At 40.8% G+C, this 1332-nt stretch carries 1 protein-coding gene; it reads left to right on the top strand.

The features are described from left to right. The coding region (locus ASL19_RS17900; RefSeq protein ID WP_161808601.1) for a DEAD/DEAH box helicase family protein at nucleotides 1-1332 on the top strand (1332 nt) is incomplete at both ends.

Genomic DNA, 1332 nt, shown 5'->3' with positions numbered 1-1332 from the left:
AAATGCGGTTACCGGGTTTCTTTCGCCCGGATAAGGGCAAATATCAATCCCTGGTGAGTACGGGAGATAGACGCTATTCTATTAAAGAGATTGAAGATATCTTACAACCCTTTTTTCCCCATGGTTTATCCGATGAGCGGTGGAATGATTGGAGACTAGCGGAAAAATCTCAGAAGAATGGGATTTTATCCATGCCAGAGGAATCGCTACCAACTGTGGTGAGCAAGATGGAGAGACAGAAGCAACTGGCAGCTAGAAAACAGTTAGTCTGGGAAGAGGAGAATAATTTAATTGAACTGGTTAATAAAACTGCGGAACAAGCCACCATTGAGGACTTTGAAAAATTACATCCCCTGAAAGTAAAGTGGTTTGGCAAAAGGGCTAAAAGCGACTGCCCTTTTCATCAATCACAATCGGGAACGGCTGGTTGGTTTGGAAATATTGGTGGTAAGTTAGGTTGGGCTTGTCCTATAGACACTGACAATAGACTTTTAGACCACTTCCGGTTCTTTTCTAAATTGCGTTACGGTAAGGAAAACCCCACCGGTAAAGAATGGGTTGAGATTGCTAAAGCCTACCTAACAGAAATGGGCATACCATTTTCCGATTGGAACCGGTTTAAAAATGGGAAGTTAGCTAAGTTTGGAGAAGAAATTAGGGCTAAGGATCTGGAAGATAAGCGGGTTGAGGAATCTCAAGACCTATTTGCTTTATTGAAAAAAGCAGGCAGAAGTCTGTGTAAAATAGCTAAAGGATTTGGTAAAGAAAAATATGTGGTATCTAATCCATCACATACAGTAACAAGAAAGAAAATAAATGTAAAAGAAATTAAGAAAGAGATACTAGATGCTTATAGAAATGGTTATAAGAATATAATTGTAAAAACACCTCCAGGTAGTGGAAAAACCCACACAGCGGGAACTTTTATGCCTGATGAGCTTAGTGTAAATAAAATTCTTTATGTCACTAATGGGGTGCAAAATCCCACAGTATCAAGTCTGGTTGATTGGTCTCCAGCTACGGCAAGACACGGTGGTCTGAAGTGGGATACCTCTCAAAAAACTGCTGATGGTAGATATTACCTACGACGAGCCAAAAAGGGAGAAAAGCCTGATATTCAGCCTAATTGCATTGCTAGTGAGGTATTTGAGGGTTTGCGACAACAGGAGGTCAATGTAGATAACTCATCTGTTATTTGCGATGGATGTCCCGTATCAGGAACCTGCAAATCTTTTCAAGGATTTCTCATAGACCGCAAGACTGCATTAGAACAAGACCGAGTCCGTATCCATCCTGAATCAATAGATCCCACCATTTTCGATTCTCCTTTAC

Origin of the sequence: Cylindrospermopsis sp. CR12, from assembly GCF_001432185.1 — a bacterium.
GTDB classification, from domain to species: domain Bacteria; phylum Cyanobacteriota; class Cyanobacteriia; order Cyanobacteriales; family Nostocaceae; genus Raphidiopsis; species Raphidiopsis raciborskii.
The sequence above is the reverse complement of the archived record's forward strand: the minus strand, read 5'-3'. Positions and strand labels throughout refer to the sequence as shown.